The sequence below is a fragment of the Fulvitalea axinellae genome (genome assembly GCF_036492835.1).
Classification (GTDB): Bacteria; Bacteroidota; Bacteroidia; order Cytophagales; family Cyclobacteriaceae; genus Fulvitalea; species Fulvitalea axinellae.
This window is the reverse complement of record NZ_AP025319.1, coordinates 88,886-106,144: the sequence shown is the minus strand read 5'-3', so window position 1 is coordinate 106,144 and position 17,259 is coordinate 88,886. Positions and strand designations below refer to the sequence as shown.

At 47.7% G+C, this 17,259-nt stretch carries 16 protein-coding genes; 5 read left to right on the top strand and 11 right to left on the bottom strand.

All coding sequences use genetic code 11. The features are described 5' to 3' along the window. Positions 1-91: 91 nt before the first annotated feature. From AABK39_RS24770 to AABK39_RS24745, 6 genes are all read right to left on the bottom strand, one after another. Positions 92-1,015: a helix-turn-helix domain-containing protein gene (locus AABK39_RS24770; protein ID WP_338395893.1), complete on the bottom strand. Its 924-nt coding sequence runs from the start codon at positions 1,013-1,015 to the stop codon at positions 92-94. Between the two features lie 21 nt (positions 1,016-1,036). Beyond that, on the bottom strand, positions 1,037-1,399 hold the full coding sequence (locus AABK39_RS24765) for a DUF2255 family protein (protein ID WP_338395892.1): 363 nt from the start codon (positions 1,397-1,399) through the stop codon (positions 1,037-1,039). Between the two features lie 102 nt (positions 1,400-1,501). Then, the gene (locus AABK39_RS24760; RefSeq protein WP_338395891.1) at positions 1,502-2,533 is read right to left on the bottom strand and encodes an alpha/beta hydrolase; all 1,032 of its coding nucleotides are present in this window, start codon (positions 2,531-2,533) and stop codon (positions 1,502-1,504) included. A gap of 269 nt (positions 2,534-2,802) precedes the next feature. Next, positions 2,803-3,720, bottom strand: coding sequence for a ParB N-terminal domain-containing protein (locus AABK39_RS24755; RefSeq protein WP_338395890.1), 918 nt, complete (start codon positions 3,718-3,720; stop codon positions 2,803-2,805). Further along, positions 3,698-4,456 carry a ParA family protein gene (locus AABK39_RS24750; RefSeq protein WP_338395889.1) on the bottom strand — a complete coding sequence of 253 codons (759 nt, stop codon included), beginning with the start codon at positions 4,454-4,456 and terminating at the stop codon, positions 3,698-3,700. Before AABK39_RS24750 ends, AABK39_RS24755 begins: the two co-directional genes overlap by 23 nt. 117 nt (positions 4,457-4,573) lie before the next feature. Beyond that, positions 4,574-5,995, bottom strand: coding sequence for a replication initiation protein (locus AABK39_RS24745; RefSeq protein ID WP_338395888.1), 1,422 nt, complete (start codon positions 5,993-5,995; stop codon positions 4,574-4,576). A 573-nt stretch (positions 5,996-6,568) separates the two neighbouring features. Between AABK39_RS24745 and AABK39_RS24740 the strand changes: the two genes are divergently transcribed. After that, the gene (locus AABK39_RS24740) at positions 6,569-7,948 is read left to right on the top strand and encodes a PQQ-dependent sugar dehydrogenase (protein ID WP_338395887.1); all 1,380 of its coding nucleotides are present in this window, start codon (positions 6,569-6,571) and stop codon (positions 7,946-7,948) included. A 41-nt stretch (positions 7,949-7,989) separates the two neighbouring features. On the opposite strand, the gene AABK39_RS24735 is transcribed toward AABK39_RS24740, so the two are convergent. Together AABK39_RS24735 and AABK39_RS24730 are read right to left on the bottom strand one after the other, a co-directional pair. Further along, positions 7,990-8,853 (bottom strand): mechanosensitive ion channel family protein, encoded by an 864-nt coding sequence (locus AABK39_RS24735; protein WP_338395886.1) that lies wholly within the window; start codon positions 8,851-8,853, stop codon positions 7,990-7,992. Between the two features lie 167 nt (positions 8,854-9,020). Beyond that, a complete protein-coding gene (locus AABK39_RS24730) occupies positions 9,021-10,880 on the bottom strand; it encodes a hypothetical protein (RefSeq protein ID WP_338395885.1) in 1,860 nt (619 codons plus the stop codon). Positions 10,881-11,133: 253 nt separating this feature from the next. Here AABK39_RS24730 and AABK39_RS24725 point away from each other — a divergent pair, with 253 nt between their 5' ends. Continuing rightward, positions 11,134-12,396, top strand: a complete 1,263-nt coding sequence (locus tag AABK39_RS24725) for a DEAD/DEAH box helicase (protein WP_338395884.1) — start codon at positions 11,134-11,136, stop codon at positions 12,394-12,396. 375 nt (positions 12,397-12,771) lie between these two features. Beyond that, positions 12,772-13,719, top strand: a complete 948-nt coding sequence (locus AABK39_RS24720; protein ID WP_338395883.1) for a family 43 glycosylhydrolase — start codon at positions 12,772-12,774, stop codon at positions 13,717-13,719. Positions 13,720-13,781: 62 nt separating this feature from the next. Here AABK39_RS24720 and AABK39_RS24715 read toward each other — a convergent pair whose 3' ends face one another. Next, positions 13,782-14,042 (bottom strand): peroxiredoxin family protein, encoded by a 261-nt coding sequence (locus tag AABK39_RS24715; protein WP_338395882.1) that lies wholly within the window; start codon positions 14,040-14,042, stop codon positions 13,782-13,784. Positions 14,043-14,115: 73 nt separating this feature from the next. Here AABK39_RS24715 and AABK39_RS27810 point away from each other — a divergent pair, with 73 nt between their 5' ends. Both AABK39_RS27810 and AABK39_RS24710 read left to right on the top strand, forming a co-directional pair. Further along, positions 14,116-14,391 (top strand): helix-turn-helix domain-containing protein, encoded by a 276-nt coding sequence (locus AABK39_RS27810; RefSeq protein WP_338391076.1) that lies wholly within the window; start codon positions 14,116-14,118, stop codon positions 14,389-14,391. A gap of 4 nt (positions 14,392-14,395) precedes the next feature. After that, complete coding sequence (locus AABK39_RS24710; RefSeq protein ID WP_338395881.1) at positions 14,396-15,115, top strand: IS630 family transposase; 720 nt, start codon at positions 14,396-14,398, stop codon at positions 15,113-15,115. Between the two features lie 82 nt (positions 15,116-15,197). On the opposite strand, the gene AABK39_RS24705 is transcribed toward AABK39_RS24710, so the two are convergent. Further along, a complete protein-coding gene (locus AABK39_RS24705) occupies positions 15,198-16,193 on the bottom strand; it encodes a DUF4369 domain-containing protein (RefSeq protein ID WP_338395880.1) in 996 nt (331 codons plus the stop codon). Between the two features lie 193 nt (positions 16,194-16,386). After that, complete coding sequence (locus AABK39_RS24700; RefSeq protein WP_338395879.1) at positions 16,387-17,238, bottom strand: formylglycine-generating enzyme family protein; 852 nt, start codon at positions 17,236-17,238, stop codon at positions 16,387-16,389. Between the last annotated feature and the right edge of the window lie 21 nt (positions 17,239-17,259).

Sequence of the window (17,259 nt, the reverse complement as noted above, 5' to 3'; positions counted from 1 at the left end):
TGTTTTAACCTCAGTAGTCCCCTATAGATTATAAGGATACACTTATCGGAACAGTACGAAAGAACTAATGTATTTATTTTGTCATCATATCTTAATTCATCATTGAGGACTCCACATATTGCTTGGGGCTCATGCCAACTTTCTTCTTAAACAATCGGGAGAAGTACTGCGGATATTCAAAACCAAGCTTATAAGCTGTTTCAGAGATTGAAGCATTAGGTTTGAGCAATAGATTCTTTGCTTCTTCCACCAAGTATAAATTAATCTGGTCCACAGCCGTTTTACCTGTTTCGGCTTTGATTGTATCACTCATATAACGGTGGCTGACTCCCAACTGATTTGCCAACCATTCGACTGTGGGGATTCCTTTCTCTTCTAATTGATTAGCTTCAAAATACATATCCAGTATATGTTTGAATCGTGTAAAGAGGGCTTGGTTTATCTCTTTTCTGTTTAGGAATTGGCGTTTGTAAAAACGATCTGCATAATGAAGCAGTGCATCCAAGTGTGACAAGATCAGATTTTTACTAAACTCATCCTGATTGTTGTGATATTCGGTTTGAATATTTCTAAATATGGATTTAATAAGCTCTTCTTCCTTAGGCGAAAGGTGTAACGCCTCGTTTACATTATAGTTGAAAAAATTATATTTCTTAATCTTATCAAACAAAGGATGCCCAATCAGATACTCTTTATGAAAAGATATATAATATAATTCAGAACTAAACACAATTTGGTTGATAACCATAGTCTGGTTAGGCGCTGTAAAGATCATAGTTCCTGTACTGCAGTCATATTTTGTGCGCCCATAAAGGATCTCTCCAGATATAATATTTTTGAGACTGATCGTGTAAAAGTTATTGGTTAGACTGACTGATTCAAAGTCCTTTTCACAGCTTGCCGTTTGACCATCTTCAACTTTTTCATGTAGGATACTGAACAAGGGATTTTCCGGTGGGGGAAAGTTTCCCTGCTCATGCATTTCTGTAATTGTATTTCTGACTATCTTTTTCATTACAAAGCTACAGGTGTGCTGTTATACGGGAATTAATTCCAAGGTAGATGCTTCGTGTCTTTTTCTATCAAAGCCTAGTCGCATAATATGATAGATCAGCCCGAGTTTCTTTGAATATGCTTTTGTAATCCTCTGGTTGATCGAATCCAAATCTTCGGGGATTTCACCTCTAACAGGTATTACAATATCCTTGTACTTGATTTCCCCTTCTGGTGTGTCAAGAAAAGCATCATACCAACTCCGTTTTCCAAACTTGTACTGACGCACAAAGAATCTGCCGTCAGATTCAACGATAGTGATATCAACAAAACGGTGTTTGTCCCCAGCGCGTATCTGATGGACTTTATGTGAATTTACAAATTCTATAAGTTCTTCTTTATTCATGACTTTTTTATACGTGATCAACAAGTTGGGACAAGACCTTTCATTTATCCATCGCCAATATTTATCTAAAAAATAAGAGAGCCGACACACGGCTCCCTATTATTACTTGGTATATTTTCTAAAAAACTTATCTATTCTCTCCACAGCGCGATCCACATCTTTATCAATATCATAAAGGCTAACATGAGTCGCTCCCTCTATCTTGTAGAACTCTTTAGGTTCACTGCACTTTTCGTAAAATATTTCAGTAAGCACGCCCGTATCTGCTTTCTCTCCCACTATTCCCAAATATGGAGTGTAAAGATAAGGAGCATAAAAAGTGGCACTCGTCATCGGAGCATTTTCCATCAGTGTTTTGGGAGCCATATGCGTGTAATTTGGGTAGGTCTCTTTCCCTGCTCGGGAGGTCATATAATAATCATACCCTTCGTACATCGCAGAGGATTTATCCAAAGTCTTAAGATCAACCCCTTCCATATTCAGCGCATCATAAGTCTCATACTCTCCAGTCTCATAGGCTTTCTGACGAGCGGCGTTGGCCATTTCAAAGAGTGGCATCAGTTGTTCTTTAGTCATCACACCAAAATAACTTGCCTGATTGTCCATCATACCACTTACGGTTGCGATTGCCGCCAAACGCTTATCGGTAACCGCTACTAAAGGCATATACCCCCCACTGGCACAACCGCCGATACCGTATATTTGCTTTCTGTCAACAAAGTCTAAAGTCCCCAAATAACTCACGGCATCCCTAATGCTTTCCATCTTGTGATGTGCGTGCTCATTGTTACGAGGTTGACCTTCACTATCACCAAAGCTGTATGGGTCATAAGATAAGAACACATATCCCAGCTCCGCCATTTTTTTGCCATAAACTGCGCCCATCTGTTCTTTCACTTGATTGAATGGCCCTGAAAATACCACTGCCGGATATTTTTCTGCTGAATCAAAACCCTCAGGGGTGAACAGAAGACCGGCCAATTTCACACCTTGACTTTTGAAAGTAACGTCGTTTGTTCCTGCCTTTAGATTTTTCATAATGCCTTCTTTAAAATTTTTCTTGTCTTGAGCTGATGAGTTGACTGTAATTGCTATCAATAACAATCCAAAAATTGTTTTGACTACCGTGTTCATATCAGTTAGACTTTCAATTATTAACTGATACAAATGTCGCTCAAAGAAAGCGTCAAGCTCTTAAACATTTTTGCATACGACTTATACATTTTCGTAAGGATATTAAACATTGGTGTTCCCAAAAGACCGATACTATCGACACACCATTCCTAGAAAACAACTCCCCCATTTTGCTCGGAGGAAAATTTTTCCTCCGAGCCCCTCTCCCATTTTCAGAGCACAAAAAAAGGGGCTTCCGCCCCTTTTCAGTTTTCAATATTCTTTAGCTTCTAAGAAATCAAAGCACCCTCAAGCTCCGCTAACAGTACACGGAGTTCCGAAAACTTGGCTTTTGCGGCCCCTTCTTCCAAAGACAATACTCTGCCACAAATCTCATCCTTCAGCTCCGTCACAGGTCGTACCACCACTTTCGCAGGCGTTTTTTTCTTTGGCTTCTTGGTCTTCTTCGCTGGGATTGATTTGGCAGTCGCCACAATCTCGTCAACGCTTTCGGCTTCCGTCAGGCTGTCGGCTCCTTGCTCGTCTATTCCCGCAAGCATCCTTACGTCGCCTTTTTTTACCTTCTCTTTCCCCGACAAAATCCCCTGCTTCAGCTCAGGATTTATCTTACCTATCAGGTCCACACCTTTGGCAAACTGGGCGTCGTTCTTGATCGTACGGTCCGTCACGTTATACTCTTCGGCAAGTCGCTGAGCGGTCTTTTTGGCTTGGGGGAAATTTTTTCCTCCGTCCTCACCCGCTTTCGTATGTTGGTTGGCGCCCGAAGCGTTGCTTACCTTTTGCTTCTCGCGTTCGTAGCGCAATCCCCTGAGGTATGAGCGCTGCTCGTCCGTAAGGTTTCTCCGGCCCAGCTGGTTGTTGATCATCCAGTCCTTGGCCGCCTCGCGGCTGTCGAGCGATATTTCCTTTACGGGAAAATCTATACCCAACTCGGAGGAAATCCGGTGGCGGTTGTGTCCGTCGATCACGAACACCCGACCCTCTATCTCAGCCACGAGGATGGGCTCGCGCACACCCTCCTGACGGATATTCTCCTTGAGTTGATCGTACTCGTCGTCCAACAACGGCGGAATCAACGCCTTCAGCTCCTCGTCAATCTCCAAGCGGTCCTTTACGCCCTGCTTGGTTTTCTGCTGATTCTTCTCCGCCTCGCGGATCAGTCCGTTAAACGCGAACTTTTTTGCCATGTTTCACCTCTTTGCCCAATGCCTCGTAATCCTCCGCTCCCGCTGATTTCGGAGCGTATTCGAAAATGTCTTTCCCCGCCGACGTCGATTCGGCCAAGGAAATGTTGTACCTGACCACGGTATCGAAAGCGTACTTCTCGTACAGCTCGCCCACCATCTGGGCTATGCCGCGGGTAAACACCGTACGCTTGTCAAGTTGCGTCAGCAAGATGCCCGATATATCCAGATCGCGGTTCAGGTTCTGCTGCAGGGAGTCGATCAGGTTGAATACCGAACTCAGCCCTTTGGCGGCGAAATAATGCGCCTGCACCACCACCATCGCCTCGTTACTTGCGATAAGTGCGTTGGCCGTCAGGATTTCCAAAGACGGAGGGCAGTCTATCAGGATGTAATCGTAATTCTCACGCACTTCCTCCAAGCATTCGCGAAGTTTGAAAAATCCGTTCACATCACGCTGAAGGCGTAGGGGAGCGTCGGCCAGATCCAAGTCGGCGGGCACCACGTCCAGACGCTCGCGGATAGACCATACGGGCAAAGACTCGCCCTCGCAAAGCGAATGGTACACGTTACGCTCCGGCGACTCTATCGAAAAATGCTGCGAGAGGTTGGACTGCGGGTCCATGTCCACCAACAAAACTCGCTCGCCCAACCGGCTGAGCGACGCGCCGAGATTGGCGGTGGTGGTCGTTTTTCCTACCCCTCCCTTGTGGTTAAGTATGGATATTATTCTTGTCATATCAATTTTGGTCGAATCGAATCTGTATTTCTAAAATAGCAACTCAAAGGCACAAGGAAAACACAAAGGCCCCTAAGTTTCGGATTTCGGCGAAAAAACCGGCGAATAGCCCTTCGCTCAATAATCAATCCCGTACCGGTGCATCGCGTAGTTCTTCACGTCCAGCATTTCCATATCTTTTTGGGTGCCGTAACGCTTCACCAACCACACGCCAAAATGGCTTTTCGAAAGGGAAGAAGGTTCGTTTCCTGAAAGAAAATCGTCGTGGATTCTTCTCACCACCATGTCATCGTGGTCTTCGATTTCGAAGAGATACTCGGCCAGATCATCGTCGGTAGCCTTTTCCCTATATTTGGCCAGCATCGTCTTGCGGAACAAATCATACTCTTCCGGTATGCGGTCCTTTATCCTCTTCAGTTCCTCGATACGGCGGGTTTCCTCCAAGCGCTTGATCTTCTCTCGGGCCACTTTCTTCTCCTGCTCCATGCGGTCGTTAAAGTAGCCTTCGCTCAACGATTTGATCAGGTATCCCGTAGGGTTCACGATATCCGGACGTTCGGCGATGGCCCGGATGGCCAAGCGCACCAAGTCCTCGTCGTATCTTGAGGTAAGCTTTTTGAACGTGGCTTCCGAGCAGAAATTGATATCCTCGTACGGCGGTTGCGCCTCTTGCCTTATCGGTTCCTTCGTTTCCTCCGGCTCCGGAATTTTTTCCTCTACCGAATCAAAAAGGGTAGGGGCCACCGGTACGCTATCCACCACCTCGTGCGGTACGTCCTCTGTCACCGGCTCCGTTTTTGGCGCCGTAGGCGTAGCGGAAACCGTCGCCGACGCGGTTGCGGAGGTCAGGGCCCTGTCGCCGTTTGCCCTTATGCTGAAAATAATTTCCAATACCTGGCGCTTCTCCCGGCGTTCCTCATAAGTGACAAACAGATCGGAAGTGGCGTTAATCTCCGACACGGCCTTTTCCAGCACGTGCTTCTTAAACGCCGAATATTTCGGGTAACAGTTCCGGATATAGAGCAGATCCTTAAAATCTTCCAGAGAAAAACGCCTCTCCTTTATTTTGGGAAAATACTGGGCCATCAGTTCGTAAAGGCGAAGCGAGTGGACATTCTTAAGCTGATACACATTCTTAAGAAAATACGCCGTATAGCGTTCCTTCAGACCAAGCAGAAAAGGCTTCGCGTCTTCCACAAACTTGGCTTCCACTATTCCTTTCCGGTCATGGCCTCGGGTAGTCAGGAAGGGAAGCTTCTGCCAGCCTCCGTCTCCGGTACGCAATTCGATATTGCATTCCACCAGCTCCATCGCCGCTCTTTTCACCTTCTCGTAGTCCGAGCCGTTAAGCCGAGTTTTTCCCGCGATCTCCTGTATCGGTATTCTGGTCCATTTGAATTCCTGGTCGTTTTCCCCGATCCTCGAACACATCAGCAGAATGATTCTCTGCTGCATCAACGAGAAGTTTTGCCGGGCATTGATGATATGGTTGCTCTTCTTTACGAGCTTATAATCTAGGCTAAAAACATTGCTGTCCATGTCAAAATCGTTTCGGGCAAACAAATCGGAGTTGAAATTTCATCAACTTCCCAAAAACTCCGAATAATTTGCCTGAACGCCAAATAAACTCCGATATTTTTGCCTGAAAGAGTATTTATATCTAGAAATAGACATTTATCCACATTTCGCTCCGTTTCGCTTGCCCAAAAACTCCGATCCGCTTGCCTAAAAGATTTACGCTCCGATTCGCTTTCCCCAAAGCTCCGTTTTACTTGCCCGAACACTCCGATTCACTTGCCCCAGCACTCCGAAACGCTTGCCCGAACACTCCGATTCACTTGCCTGAAACACCTATTAGTCGTTGTTTATCAAACAGTTACATAGCCCTAAAAAGATAAAAGTATTTAAAATAAATAAACAACAACAAAGAGGATGTTGTCCGTTTTAATCATTTTTTGAAGTTCAGGAGTCATTTCCGTACCGATTGGGGAAAGTAAACCGGAGAAAAAATCGGAGGTCATGGGTCCAAAACAGGAAAGTTTTCGCAAAAGTAAATTAACAGAAGATGATTGTTATATTTGATGTAACAATCTTACAAAAACCACCCAAACTATGAGATTCTTTGCGCCAATTTTTTTCCCGATGCTTCTTCTTTGCTCCTGTTCACTTGCCCAAAACCCTGTTAAGAAACTGTATGCGGATAATTGTGCGGGATGTCACGGTGAGAAGTTGGAAACGTTTTCCAATAGAAAGTGGATCAATGGGAAAACGGTCGAAGCGATAGAGAAATCCATAAGGAAAGGAATTCCGGATTTGGGTATGGTTCCTTTCGATACGGCTTTCTCAGATACCGAAATAACAAAATTGGCCAAGTTCATCGCAAAGAGTAGCGAGAAGGCCAAGCCCCGGACCTTTGACGAAAGTGGAGATTGGATCAGCCCTGTCCACAGCGACAAGCTTTCGTTTCGGATTGTTCCTGTGGTTACGGAAGGGGTGGTGAGCCCGTGGGGGATGGACTTTTTGCCAAACGGCGATATGTTGATCACGGACAAGGCCGGAAAGCTTTTCAGGATGGACACTTCCGAGAGGTTAACGGAAATTTCCGGAGCGCCAGAAGTGTTGTACGCCAGACAGGGCGGAATGCTTGACGTAATCGTGGATCCGGATTTCGGGAAAAACAAACGGATTTATCTGTCATTCTCAAAAGGAAAAGAGGATAAGGCGACCACGGCGGTAGTAAGCGCTAAACTTTCTGGAGACAGGCTAACGGAAGTAAAAGAGATATTCGAGGCGAAACCTTACCTGAGTACTCGCCACCATTACGGTTCGAGGCTGGCCTTCGGGGCGGACGGCTTGCTGTACATTACCGTAGGTGACCGCGGACGCCGCGACGACAACCCACAATCGTTGAAAAACGATTGCGGAAAGGTGCACAGAATCTATCCGGACGGAAGCATACCCAAGGATAATCCGTTTTTGGGACAAAAAGGCGCCCGTGAGAGCATTTTCTCTTACGGACATAGAAATCCTCAAGGACTCGCGTTTCATCCCGTTACGGGCCAATTGTGGGCCCATGAGCACGGCCCGAAGGGTGGCGACGAGCTTAACCCGATCCGGAAGGGAGAAAACTACGGCTGGCCGGTGGTTTCGTACGGTGTGAACTACAGCGGGACGCGTTTTACGAAACTGACGGAAAAGCCGGGAATGACAAGCCCTACGCATTATTGGGTGCCGTCTATCGCTCCTTGCGGTATGTCGTTCGTCTCGGGTGATAAATATCCGGGCTGGAATGGAAATATTTTGGTTGGATCCTTAAGTTTCAAGTACATCGCCCGACTTGAGCTTACGGACGGAAAGGTAACGGCGGAAGAGCCTTTGCTCAAAAAAATCGGCCGTGTACGGGATATATCCCAAGGCCCGGACGGAACGCTTTATTTTTCGGTGGAAAAGCCGGGAAGAATCTTTAAGATTTTGCCTTTGGTGGAGAACTAGGATAAACCGATTTGAGCGTTGCGCTCGAATCGGTTTAATGTTTAGCTGAATGCGTCGGTTTGGTTTTTATACACAATAGTCCGGTGAGGATAGGGAATCTCGACTCCTTGTTTGGTGAATTCCGCTTTTACCGTTTTGAGTACGTCGCATTTCATAACGAAAGCCTCGTCGAAGTTTTTGGCCCAAGCGTAGGCGCGGATCGTTACGGCGAAATCGCCCAAGCTGATTAGGCGGACGGTGACGGGATGCTGGCCGTTGTGTTTTTCCTTTCGTGTCCGGTTATCGATAAAAAACGGATGCTCTTCCACGGCTTTGGCCAATATCCCGAAAGCCAAGTCCACGTCCGATTCGTAGGAAATCCCGACTTCGATATATTTGCGGACTTTGTTGTCGGTGATATCGCTGTTGATTATCGTTTCCTCACTGATTACGCTGTTCGGTATCACTACCCGGCGGTTTTCATAATCCTTGATAATGGTATGGCGCAACGTGATCTCCTCGACCACTCCTTGTCTGGTATTGCTCAGCTCTATGCTGTCGCTCACTTTGAAGGGTTTGAATATCAGGATAAAAAGCCCACCAACGATATTGGAAAACGCTTTTTGGGATGCGAAACCGACGATGGCGGCAAACACTCCGACACTGGCAAAAAGCGTATTTCCGAGGGACTTGAAATAAGGAATATTGTAAAATATCCAGAACAGCCCGAGAGCCATCAGGATAAAGCTTATGGAATTTTTGATAAATACGAATCCTGTGGAATCAACTCCGATCTTGTCGCTGTTGCGTTCGATTATTACCGTTAGCGCTTTCCTGACCAGAATTGATAGTAGGATAACAATGAGAACCGTGGGACCAATGATGGCCGCGTAACGCAGAAGAGGATTCGTGATGCTGTCGTACATGTGTGTTTCAAAAACTGTTAAAATAGTACAAAGTAAAGAATAGAGAGATTGCCCATAGACGATTTAAAAATCTATAATCCAATAGCGATGATATTTCGGACATCACTCTTTCAAAATATCAACCGCATTACTGGATGTACTTACCGGGAATTATCTTGAAGTACAATTTAGTGTTCTCGGATCTTTGGTCCATTGAACAGCTCCTTTTTTTCCGTCTCCAATCGGCTTTTTTCTTCTTGGGCTTTGCGCATCAGCTCCTGTAGGGCTTTACGGGTTTGGGCGGTTATCGGGTCTTCGTCTTTTTGGTAATTGTGTGTCCTGCGCCAATCGGACGCTTTGGCCACTATTTCGTCTACGGCTGCGGTTTTGTGGTCGTATCTGTATTCGTCAAGCCAAGTGTTCACTCTGCTGTAGCTTCCGGTTGTAGGGTCTGGGTTTTCCAATATTATGGTGCGTTGTGGCGTAAATCCGGAAACGGCCAAGCTAAGTTTGGCGATCTGCGATACCAAAGCGTTTACGGCATTGCGTTTTTTGTGGTCGCACAGGTCGTGTAGCCGTTCTTCCAAGTCGTCTTTGTCCATCCGGGCGTTTGGCAGGGCGTCGGTCCTGAGCTTTCTGAGCTCCGAAATATTATCCATTTTTCCGGCAAGCTGTTCTTTCTCCTGTTGGTTGCTCACCCAATCCAGACTATCCGGCGAAACGCCCGACAATTCCGCGTCCTCTACGCCTTCCATTCCCTTGAGCTCTTCTATCCGCCTTTCCATTTCTTGGATTTCCCGCTTCAGTTCCTCCAGTTTTTGTTTTAGCGCCGGTATGCCCAGTTCCTCGTCCCTTGCTTCCACCAAGGCTTTTCCTTTTTCCACCACGCCGTTCAGGTGTTCGATCTCCTCTTGCAAAATCCCGACGGCTATCGCGGGGTTGCGGGAAAGTATGGATTCCATTTCCTTATGGGAAACCTCCGGCGTGCCCTCGGACATATCGAGTATTTCCGGGTCAATAACCCCTTCCCAATCTTGTGTAGAATCCGATGGCGTTCCGGTCCCGCTTCCCAGCTTGACGCCACGCATATGGGGTTGCACAGTGGAATAGTACGCTTTTTCCAAATCCATATTCTTGACTAATGCATTGCGGTAGTCCACTATTTTCTGGATCATGGCCTCGTGGAAAACGTCTTTTTCCGGTCCCCATTTGGCCCTTTCGTCTTTCATATGGCGCATTACGGAGTGGAAACGTCGGAGGCTTAGCGAAGCTTCGCCGTCGGCGGTGCCTTCCTCTAGGTCTTCTATATCAAGATCACTCTGTTTCCATTCCGGAGAAAAATCTGATTCGCCGTAGTCACTCTCGGCTTTTGTGGCTTTCGCTTCCCAGTCCGCTTGGGCCTTTTCGAAGGCGCCGGACAAAAGGCCGTGTAACAAAGATTCCCGGATCATTTCGGGAGTGATGTCGCCTTCGGGCTCTTCGAAGTCCACTTCCTCTACGCCGGTACCAAAGGGATTGGGCATCTGAGCGGTTTCGCCACCCGTATTGCGGAACATCGCGTAAAAGCGCTCGAGCCTGAAATGAGGGACATTGGCCAAACAGAATTCGGCCAACTCAGGGTAGGGGACCTTCAGTTTGGGAGGTTCCGTAGCCGGATCCATCTGCTCGTCTATTAATGCGTACCGTTCCAGCATTCCCCTGATATCGACAATTTCCGGGTGGGCGCTCGCCAGATCTTTTTTGTGTTCGGGCGGAAGGCCCAAAGAGTCCGCTTCGCCGATGACTTTTGGACTGGGGGTCTCCTTTTTTTCCCACAAAGCGGCGAGGTTTCTCATAAACCATCCTCGTTCCTTGGCCGGTGCCACAGTGCCGACGGAGCTTGCGGAAATGTCTTCGTATTCTTCTTCTGTTTTTTCTTGTTCGGTCAAAAGGGAGGTGTCGAAGGCGGTGCGGCTGGGCAATAGTCCGGTCGGGGGCATTTTGGCCTCGCCTTCGCTTCCGGCGCCGCTTCCGCTTCTTTCTTTGTCCCTGCTTCCCCTTCTAAACATAACCCTTCGGCTTTGCAACGGGAAACAGTAGCTTACCGCAAAGGTTAGCCTAAAGGACAATGATAAGCCGGTTTCGTTTTCATCTGAAAGTTTATCCCGGATAGGTGACAAAACCGGAAAGGCTGGTCGCAAACGGTCAGACAAGTGGCATTTTCGGCCGATTTGTGGTGGCGAAGAGGGAATAGCCGTATCTTTGCGCATTGGCGGGAGCCTCTGCGGAGGTGTCTTCCGTAAACAAGCAGAAAATTTCCGTATGAAATTCGAAGATTATAGATTGTGTTCCGAGCTGACAGACAACCTGAGAAGACTCGGCTTTAGAAAACCCACGGACATTCAGTACAAGTCGATTCCGCCCGTGCTTGACGGCGACGACGTGCTGGCCATTGCGCAGACCGGTACCGGCAAGACCGCGGCGTTCGCCATTCCCGTTATTGACAAGTTGCAGTACAAGAAGGAAAGGCAAACCAGAAAAGACGGCATCAAGTGCTTGGTAATGGTACCGACCCGCGAGTTGGCCATGCAGATTACCGGCGTGTTCGAGGAGCTTTCGAGGGGAACACTCGTAAATACTTTTTGCCTGCACGGCGGTGTGGAGCAGGAAAAACAGATCGTCAAATTGCAGAAGGGTGTGGACATTTTGGTGACCACGCCGGGCAGGATGTTCGATTTGATCAGCCAAAAGCATTTGGATTTGCACCGCGTGGACACCTTGATTCTTGACGAGGCCGACCATATGTTGGCTCTCGGTTTTATCAAGGATATAAAGGACGTGATCCGCCATATTCCGAAGAAGAGGCAGACACTTTTCTATTCGGCCACAATCAACGAAACAATCAAGGAGTTGGCTTATTCGATCGTGTATAAGCCTGTCCGGATCCAGATTTCCCCGAAAGATCCCGTAGCACGGAATATTTCCCATTCGGTGGCTTTTATCGAGATGGACGACAAGCGTTTTTTCCTCGAAAGGCTGGTTCGTGAAAATCCCGATCGCAAGATTCTCGTGTTTGTGCGTACCAAAGTGCGGGCCGAGCGAGTACTCAAGGCGATGGGCCGTGTAGGCATCGAGGCCATGACTATTCACGGGGGCAAAGACCAGGAAGAACGTTTCGAGACGATGAAAAAGTTCCGCTCCGGCGAGAACAAGGTTTTGATCGCGACGGACGTTTCGGCCAGGGGAATTGATATTCCGGGAGTGGAGTATGTGGTCAATTACGATTTGCCCGAAGAGCCGGAAAACTACGTGCACCGCGTAGGACGTACGGGAAGGGGCAAGGAAAAAGGTTTGGCCGTTTCGTTTTGTAGCGAAGAGGAAAAGCCGACGCTCAAGATCATCGAGTCGTTTTTGAGGAATCCGGTGAAAGAGCTGGAGATCAAAAAAGACGATTACGGCGCCACTCTGGATTTCTCCGAAGAAAAACCAAACGACTGGAAAGCGTTGATGCGCGAGCAGGAGAAAATGGAGAAGCAAGCCAAAACGGAAGGCAAGAAGAAAAAGAAACGCAAGAAGAAAAAATAAGCTCCGCTGTAGCGGACGTGACGATATGTTGATTGAAACCCCTGGCGTTTGTCAGGGGTTTTTGTTTGGGTTTGACGTAAGATGATGAAGTGGAAGTTTGGCAAGGCTGTCATTTATCCAGTGTTAGATAAAAGGTTAATTTCTTTACGTTAATCCTGCGTTTGCCTTCGTTACGCTTAATATTGTCTATTTGTCCGAACATATGTGTTTTGGGCTAACCCTTTTTATCGGGCAACATTACCTTTGGCTCATCGCTTAAACGTTTTATTTGTATGGCGATAGGCGAAAGGTGATTGTTTTGTGCTGTTGTTTTCAAATAGAAACTGCATTGCCAAAAAGCGGTCATCTACTTTAAAACTGTACCTTTTTATTTTTATGAAGAAGCAAACACTATTTATCCTATTTGCGGCGGCGTTAGTAGCCGGTGGATTGTTCGCATGGTTAAAGTCGGGAGAGGGGACCGTTGCGGAAAAGCAGGCGGAGATGCCCGCCCCGAGTAAAGTTATTACGGTTGGTGATACTGTGGCCTTGTATCGTACGCCGTATCTCAACGACCACTCGGTTATCTATAGCCCGGAGGAAAAGAAGTGGCACCTTTACGGAATAGCCTATCCGCAAAGCGAGTTTATCCACTTGGTGGCCGATTCTTTGACGCAAGAAGGCTGGACGAAGCTGGAGCCGTTTTCGGATGGCGGGGCGGAGATTTGGGCGCCGCATATTATCCGTAATGGCGATTTGTACCATATGTACTATACCAAAATCGGTACGCCAAGGGAAATCCATCACGTAACGTCTAAAGACCTTTACACTTGGAGCAAATCCGAAGGGCCGGTTTTGGCTTTGTCGAACGAGTTTTCCGACAATTTGAAAAACAAAGACCCGATGGTTTTTCGTGACGAGGACCGCAACCAATGGATCATGTATTACAGCGTGTTGAAAGACGCCAAGCATTGGGTGGTTGGCTATAGCACGAGTAAGGATCTGGATAATTGGTCCGATATGAAAATCTGTTTTGATGAGAACACCGAATCGCCGGGCGTGGAGTCGCCGTTTGTGGTGAAGCGAGGCGATGACTTTTATCTGTTTCTCTCGGCGCGCCCTTGGCCCGTTGGCGGCGAAGACATTTTCCGGAGCCAGAGCCCGTTCCGTTGGGAAGTGAAGGATAAGGTAAAACGCATTGACCCTTGGCACGCCGCCGAGGTGGTACAGGATATCGACGGCAAATGGTACCTGACTTTGTCTTCAGGCATTCAGGCCGACGATCTGAAGATCGCTCCGCTGAATTGGAATGACGGTCTGCAAGAGAATATTTTAGCTAAATGAGGAAGCCGGTCAGAGGAAGTTTGGTCCTTTGTTCCGGCTTTTTTTAGTTGAAAAGTCAGGATTTATGGATTCGGTAGTCGGTTTGGTTTGCCGATAATCGTTAGGTTTTTGTCCAAGACAAAGAGCGCCGGAGTGGCGTTTACATTGTAGCTTACGGCCGCGGGCCCTTTCCACCCTTCAAAATCGGAATAAACGGGAATATCCGGAGCCAGTTCGTCCGCGGTATTTTTGAGTTTCCCCAAATCGGTGTCAAGGCTCACCGCCGAGAGCGTCCAGCCTTCCCGCTTCGCCGATTTATACCATTCGTTGAGCTGAGGCATCATAAGTACCCCTCCAAAAATAATTCGAGTTTAGCTTCGTATGCCCACGTAAATTATTAAATCTGTAAATTTGGTCATGCGTTTTTTGAACCTATCATCATCGACCGTCAACCGTTTAGAAACTCTTGTCAGAAAGAGTGAGAATTATCGGGTAAGGCAAAGAGCCCAAGCCATGCTTTTTAGTGCCAAGGGGTATCAACGATCCCAGATCAGCGATCTGTTGAGTGTCACAACGGAAACCGTATCATCTTGGTTCGATCAAATTGAGGAGAATGAAGACTGGGACCTTAAAGACCTTCCTGGGCGTGGGCGGAAACCTATAATTGGGGAGGATAACTCCAAAAAAATTTGAGTATGTGGATAAGAACGCCCCACGAAGCCTTTGTCAAGTGGTGCAATGGGCTCAAGAGAACTGTTCCGTTACCGCGTCCCGCGCGGTCCTGTCCCGATTATTAAGGTTTGCCGGGTACAGCTACAAAAGAATGCGGGTCAGCTGTTCCCACAAACGGGACAAGGTGCTGTCTGATTTCTTTAAAACGGAGATACAGGAGCTTAAGAAGATGGAAGATGAAGGTGAAATAGATTTGTATTCGTTTGACGAAATGGGAGTGAACCTGTCACCGGTCGTTCCTTATGGATGGCAAAAGGTTGGAAAAACGCACCGACTATCCAGTATGCCCAGCAGCAACCATACGGTTGTCGGTTTTGTGAATCGGAAATGCGATTTCCACGGATTCAGAGTTGACGGCGCGGCAACGGCTGAAACCACCGTCGCATGCATTAATGATTTTGTCGATCAAATAGAAAAGAAAACAGTTGTCCTAATCGATAATGCAAGCATCCACAAAGCGATATCCGTCAGAGAGAAAATGGTTGAATGGGCAGGCAAAGGCTTGTTCCTTCAGTTTATACCGGCATATTCTCCCGAGCTAAATTTCATCGAGAGGCTTTGGCTCGAATTCAAGCATCGATGGCTTTCAAAGCCGAACTATTTTGATTCAATAGAAGAGCTGACAAAAGCCATCGATGATGTCATTAGAGGGATTGGGACAAAGTATCGAATTAATTTTGAATGACTACTTATCGCGGCAATGTCCGCAGTCGCTGGACCAGAATACCAACAGGTTTTTGTCAGTAAGATCGCCTAGAATGTCGGATTCATTGCCCTGCAAATCGAAACCGCTGATGGGCGAAGCTTTTTTTCCAACCCTTAAGGCGTCGTATCTTTTGAGTCTGGCCATTATTTCCGGCTCTTGGCCCTCGTGTCCGCAAGTTCCGGTAGGGGTGGCGTAGTTTGTGGCTATATGCAGGATTACGTATTCCGTATGTTTCCAGTTTTTTCACCAAAAGGGAAAGCGCGTATTCGTGTATCTGCGGATTAGCTTGGGTAGCGGAAAGCAGAATATCCACGCCTTCTTTCATCCCTCGTTCCACTTCCGGCCGGCTAGCTCCACGCCCGGCGCAGATAGACATAAAATCGTTGATCTTGTTTGTCAGGATATCGGAGTTCAAGAGCCGGCTGTCAGTCCAGTCCACATTGGCAAACCAGTTTTTTTTCATGGATAGCCGTTGTTCCGAAAAGCTCATATTGTGCGCCAACCTAGGCCTAAGGTCGGCCCGGGCGAAAAGCGATGCGAGTGTCTGTCTGGGAATTTTGGAGACGAAAGTCCGCAAACCGCCCTGTACCGTGTAAAACTCTTTGGTGGCTTGGCGATAAAACTCCGAATCTCGATCGTAGGCCATGGTTACGGGCTGAATCACGTTTAGTTTTCCGTAAGTGATATTGCGCCTCATCAGGTATTCGGTCCACCAGCGGTTTTCTTCGGATTCTAGAACTTTAAGGCTTCCGGCTCCCGCATTCCAATCGGCTTGGAGGCGGATTTTGTTTTCGTTTACGATAAACGAGAATCCTTTGCCGTTTTTGATCAAAGCGTAAAGCCCTGAATCGTAACGGCCTTTCAGTACCAACTTTCCGTTTATGGTTTTCGCGCTGTCCACGGAAATCCGTTCCGCGCCCTGTAGCAGGCTTAGCGTGAAATATCCCTTTGGCGCGTTTTCTAAGTTTATTTCAATCTGCTGTTGCGCTTGGGCGAATTGAAATCCAAAAACACTGATTATGATTAAGGCAAAAGCCAGAACTGTTTTATTGGCCATCTCTTTTCTCTCTTTAAAAATGTTGGGGTAATTGAAAGTCAGCGGGAGGAGCCGGAGGCTCCATCGCTGATGGGTATGGGCGGGGCGCTCGCGTCAGTTATTTACGTTTTCTGTAAAAGGCCTAGTTCCCTGCCCATAGAAAATTATCCGAGCAGTCTATTTACTTTGTACTCTTTACTCAGTACTGATAAAGTCAAAGAGTTTTCGCGCAACGAAATCCCACTACGTAGCCTTGGCCCAAAGGCGAGTATCCGGACCGGACGGAGGACATCATTCCGGCATCGGTACGCATTAGCCAACTGCTTCCTTTCAATGTCTTGTGGTGTCCCGTTTTCGGGCCTTTCGGGTTTTTCTTCGGACTGTTTTTGAAATATGCCGGATCAAACCAATCGGCGGTCCATTCGAACAGGTTGCCGGCCATATCCATAGCGCCGTAGGGCGAGGCTCCTTTTGGCCGGGAGCCTACGGGCTGGGTAGTTCCGGCACCGCATCCGGGGCCCATGCCTTTATCGCCTTTCTTTTTTCGGTTCATTACGGCCAAATCGCAATTCGGGGATTGGTTGCCCCAAGGGAATTTCCTTCCGTCGGTGCCGCGCGCCGCTTTTTCCCACTCGGCTTCGGTTGGGAGGCGTTTGCCCCCGTCCCATTCACAGAATGCGGCGGCTTGGGCGTAGTCAACGCAGTTTACGGGGTGGTTGCTGTTCCAAGGCATTCCGGCGTTGCAGGCGGCGCCCTCAAACAGGGGAGTGCATACGCCTTCGGCTACGCATTTGTTGTAGCGTCTGTAAGTCACCATATATTTGTCTATGCGAAAACCGTCGACGTATACTTTGTGGGCCGGGCTGGCTTCTTCCAGGCAGTTTTGCTCATTGCCCTCGTAGTCGCATCCCATAATGAACTCCCCGGCGGGGACAATCACCATTTCCTCGTCGTCGATGTCTTGGGCGCTGGCAAGCGTAACGGTCAGCAACATTAGGGCTAGGGCCATGGTTTTCCCGAATTTGTTTCGGCTTGTGGCCAAGATATGTTTTGTGTATAATTTCATATCAGGTTCTTTTGAAGTTTT

What these genes read in the sequence shown, in the direction of transcription:
- AABK39_RS24770 (WP_338395893.1), bottom strand. Translation starts at nt 1,015, where the DNA reads ATGAAAAAGATAGTCAGAAATACAATTACAGAAATGCATGAGCAGGGA.
- AABK39_RS24765 (WP_338395892.1), bottom strand. Translation starts at nt 1,399, where the DNA reads ATGAATAAAGAAGAACTTATAGAATTTGTAAATTCACATAAAGTCCAT.
- AABK39_RS24760 (WP_338395891.1), bottom strand. Translation starts at nt 2,533, where the DNA reads ATGAACACGGTAGTCAAAACAATTTTTGGATTGTTATTGATAGCAATT.
- AABK39_RS24755 (WP_338395890.1), bottom strand. Translation starts at nt 3,720, where the DNA reads ATGGCAAAAAAGTTCGCGTTTAACGGACTGATCCGCGAGGCGGAGAAG.
- AABK39_RS24750 (WP_338395889.1), bottom strand. Translation starts at nt 4,456, where the DNA reads ATGACAAGAATAATATCCATACTTAACCACAAGGGAGGGGTAGGAAAA.
- AABK39_RS24745 (WP_338395888.1), bottom strand. Translation starts at nt 5,995, where the DNA reads ATGGACAGCAATGTTTTTAGCCTAGATTATAAGCTCGTAAAGAAGAGC.
- AABK39_RS24740 (WP_338395887.1), top strand. Translation starts at nt 6,569, where the DNA reads ATGAGATTCTTTGCGCCAATTTTTTTCCCGATGCTTCTTCTTTGCTCC.
- AABK39_RS24735 (WP_338395886.1), bottom strand. Translation starts at nt 8,853, where the DNA reads ATGTACGACAGCATCACGAATCCTCTTCTGCGTTACGCGGCCATCATT.
- AABK39_RS24730 (WP_338395885.1), bottom strand. Translation starts at nt 10,880, where the DNA reads ATGTTTAGAAGGGGAAGCAGGGACAAAGAAAGAAGCGGAAGCGGCGCC.
- AABK39_RS24725 (WP_338395884.1), top strand. Translation starts at nt 11,134, where the DNA reads ATGAAATTCGAAGATTATAGATTGTGTTCCGAGCTGACAGACAACCTG.
- AABK39_RS24720 (WP_338395883.1), top strand. Translation starts at nt 12,772, where the DNA reads ATGAAGAAGCAAACACTATTTATCCTATTTGCGGCGGCGTTAGTAGCC.
- AABK39_RS24715 (WP_338395882.1), bottom strand. Translation starts at nt 14,042, where the DNA reads ATGATGCCTCAGCTCAACGAATGGTATAAATCGGCGAAGCGGGAAGGC.
- AABK39_RS27810 (WP_338391076.1), top strand. Translation starts at nt 14,116, where the DNA reads ATGCGTTTTTTGAACCTATCATCATCGACCGTCAACCGTTTAGAAACT.
- AABK39_RS24705 (WP_338395880.1), bottom strand. Translation starts at nt 16,193, where the DNA reads ATGGCCAATAAAACAGTTCTGGCTTTTGCCTTAATCATAATCAGTGTT.
- AABK39_RS24700 (WP_338395879.1), bottom strand. Translation starts at nt 17,238, where the DNA reads ATGAAATTATACACAAAACATATCTTGGCCACAAGCCGAAACAAATTC.